Origin of the sequence: Alteromonas sp. BZK5 (assembly GCF_014349115.1) — a bacterium.
Taxonomy (GTDB): domain Bacteria; phylum Pseudomonadota; class Gammaproteobacteria; order Enterobacterales; family Alteromonadaceae; genus Alteromonas; species Alteromonas macleodii.
The window spans coordinates 1-3,446 of sequence record NZ_JACSOE010000175.1; the positions used below are offsets into that span (position 1 = coordinate 1).

Below are 3,446 nucleotides of genomic sequence, written 5' to 3' on the forward strand. Positions count from 1 at the left end.
CCATTATATTCAATGATAGGTTATATATAACCTACTGGAATCTTCAAAAACCATTTAAAACCATATGTTTCAGATAGATAAATAATAAACTAACCAAAGAAAAACCCTGTTAAATTACTCTTAAACCTTTACTCGAATACTGTAAATTGAGTCAAACGAAAAGATATAATTCATGATATATGTATAAATAACAATGACTTACGAAAGTATAGCGTCGACGAATAAAATTAAAAATGACAATTAGAAACCCATAATTTATACTTCGGTAGGTTATTAAATTATTACATACTACTTTGGTAAAAAAATGTTTGGAGAAAAATACGTTAAATTACATCTCGCTCAGAGAGAATGTGTGCATGTGCTTCTTCAGGATATAGAGACGCAGATATCTGTATACGTGGGCATGATGAACAATGTGCGTAACAACAAAGTCAGCAAAGCTGATTCTAAGTACAGATATACGCTCATCCCAAAAATGACAATTCGTAGTGATAGATATAAACCAGACGTATTCCCTGAATACACTGAAAAGGACGGTGCTCCTCGAATTAGATGGTACCAGTACGACTCAGTAAGGCGTGCAGGCGTTAACAAGGTATCAAGAGAAGTTCCTGTGAATAAAACAGGCTACACATTAGCAAGTTTCATGAAGTTCGCTCCGGTAGAAATTGCTAAACTTGCCTTCGAAACCGAGCAAATAATAAAAGAGTACAGAGGTGTTATATCTGACCTGTATCTTCTGAAGAAAGTAAAAAGGCGTGTCAATAAAATGCCCGACCTAAGAGAAGAACTTGAAGAGGCATATGCATCCGCATCAGTGAAAACTGAAAATTAAGGGCTCAAAAGAGATACCTTAAATCCCATACCTCCTTCTGAAAATGAGACATCATTATGATGCCTGAAAAAATTTTCGGCGATGTCTCGTAAGTTGACACGCAAACGAAACACGCAATCTATTGCACTGTGAACGCAATTTAGTACCCACTATTTGGGATCTTAGTAAATCAGGCTCTATGACTACAAGTTTCTGTCTTTTTTTCAGTTGAAACCATGCGTATGGAAGGCCATAAAGCACTTGTACACACTGCGGCAGCGTCTAACTTGGGCCAAATGCTAAATAAGATTTGTCTAGAGCAAGGTGTTGAACTGGTTAACATTGTGCGCAGTCAGCAGCAGGTGGATATTTTAAAAGACATTGGTGCTAAAATTGTATTGGACTCAAGTAGTGAAAACTTTAAAGCCGAATTGTATCAGGCCATCGATCAAACCGGCGCTACATTGGCATTTGATGCCATAGGTGGCGGTGAGTTGGTAAGCGACATTCTAACTATGATGGAAGCCTCTGGCAGCAAAGATGCGAAAGGGTTTAATACTTATGGTTCAGACAGCAACAAGCAGGTTTACATTTACGGTGGTCTAGATTTCTCACCAACTATTTTAAATCGTGCTTATGGTATGACATGGGGCATCGGCGGTTGGTTGCTAATGCGCTTCCTTGGAAAGCTTGATAAACAGCGCGTAGGAGCGCTTTATCAAAAAGTGGCTAGCGAGATAAACACCACGTTTGCATCTTCATACACCAAAGAGCTTACCCTTGAAGAGGCGCTACAACCTGAAAATGTTGCCTTGTATAATGCGAAGAAAACGGGTGAGAAATACTTGATTGTACCTAACAAGGCTTAGATAAAGGTTTAGATAAACACAGCGCGTAGCAGGAACAATCGATAAGGTCAGAATACATAGTTGATACGTATTCTGACCTTCTTTTATTAGAACGGGTATTGAATGCCTTGAGGCATAACACTTATCCATTTACTGTGAGTGAATTCTTCAAGATTCACTGGTCCACCAATGCGTCCAGCATCGCCTGAATCTTTCAAACCACCAAAAGGAATGTGGTACTCGTTATTTACGGTTTGGTCATTCACATGCACCATACCCGCTTCGATAAGACCAGCCATATACTCACCTTTTGCACTATTTGCCGTGTGAATAGAGGCTGATAAACCAAGTTCAGTAGCATTGGCTAGCTCAATGGCCTCTTGCTCTGTTTTAAAAGTAACAATAGGCGCTACAGGGCCAAATATTTCTTGTGTGAATATGGGCATATCTGGGGTTACATTTTTTAACACTGTTGGTCTAACAAATTGACCTTGTGCTTTACCACCTGTTACCACTTCTGCACCCATAGCCACAGACGCATCAATGAGTGCTTGTACTTTCTCTGCTTGAGACAGGTTAATCAAAGGGCCAAGGTGACATTGTTCTGTAAAAGGGTTACCAACATGAAGGTTGTTGGCACGCTGTGCTAACGCTTCTATATACGCATCAGCAATATCTTCGTGCACAATATGACGTCCTGATTGCATACATATCTGACCCTGATGCAGGAATGCACCCCACGCAGCACACGAAGCTGCAGAAGTAATATCGGCATCCTCCAGTACAATGAAGGCATTGTTTCCGCCTAGTTCCAATGACGTCTTTTTAAATGTCTTAGCACAATGCTGAGCAATCGAGCGTCCAACTGCGGTAGAACCTGTAAAAGCAATCATGCCTGTTGCTGGGTGTTCAACAACAGCTTGTCCTGGTTCTGCACCACCTGGTAATAAACCCAATACACCGTCAGGTAGTCCAGCAATTTTCATCAGCTCCTGAATGATAACTCCACCGGTAAAGTAGCTCTGTGGATCAGGTTTTAATACCACGGTGTTACCCATGGCGAGTGCTGGTAGCACGGCACGCAATGATAGGAGTAGAGGGAAATTCCACGGAGCAATGACACCAACCACACCTACTGGAATGCGTACACGCATGTTTTTACGTGTGGGCATGGTTGATGGATAAAGCTCACCACTTGGCGCTTGTGCTAAACTAGCAGCAGTATGAGACTGCTCAATACACGCTTGTAATTCCCATTCACTTTTTGGGCGAATAGAGCCACATTCGCGAGCATTCCACGTATGAATGAGCTCTGCGTTGTCTTCAAGTGCCTTGGCAAATTTTCTCAAAATACCTGCACGCACTTCAAATGTACTGGTCGCCCATTCAGGTTGAGCTTTTTTACAATGTTCGATTACCTTATTGGCTTCTTCTGTAGTGGCAGCATTAATGCTCCCCAGTACTTTACCAGTAGCAGGTTCAACAACATCGAATATTTCACCAGAAAAGCCAGTTGTGTAGTCGAGAGAAAAGTCACTCTGGCTAATATCTTTATAATTCATTTCAATACCTTAATTAGGTTTAACGTTAACTAGGGTTAGCTTCATTTATGTGATCAGCAATGTAGCTGGCTAGTGCATAAACGGTTTCAGAAGGGTTATAGCCGATAGAGGTAGGTAGCAAGCTAGCTGTAGCGGCCTGACATCTTATTTTGCCTGACCCGATTTTATCAGCATGTTCTGACCCACAATCATTGATTCTACCCTATGAGGCTGGCTCACTTT

2 protein-coding genes and 1 pseudogene are annotated in these 3,446 nt (G+C 41.3%); 2 read left to right on the plus strand and 1 reads right to left on the minus strand.

Translation table 11 applies throughout. The annotated features are described in order from the left end of the window. Positions 1-304: 304 nt before the first annotated feature. On the plus strand, positions 305-835 hold the full coding sequence (locus tag BIZ39_RS20795; protein WP_187447966.1) for a hypothetical protein: 531 nt from the start codon (positions 305-307) through the stop codon (positions 833-835). Positions 836-1,041: 206 nt separating this feature from the next. Continuing rightward, positions 1,042-1,683: pseudogene (locus BIZ39_RS20800) on the plus strand (zinc-binding dehydrogenase); the annotation flags it as partial. An 86-nt stretch (positions 1,684-1,769) separates the two neighbouring features. Here the strand turns inward: BIZ39_RS20800 and BIZ39_RS20805 are convergent. Beyond that, positions 1,770-3,224 (minus strand): aldehyde dehydrogenase family protein, encoded by a 1,455-nt coding sequence (locus BIZ39_RS20805; RefSeq protein ID WP_069945698.1) that lies wholly within the window; start codon positions 3,222-3,224, stop codon positions 1,770-1,772. Positions 3,225-3,446: the final 222 nt, after the last annotated feature.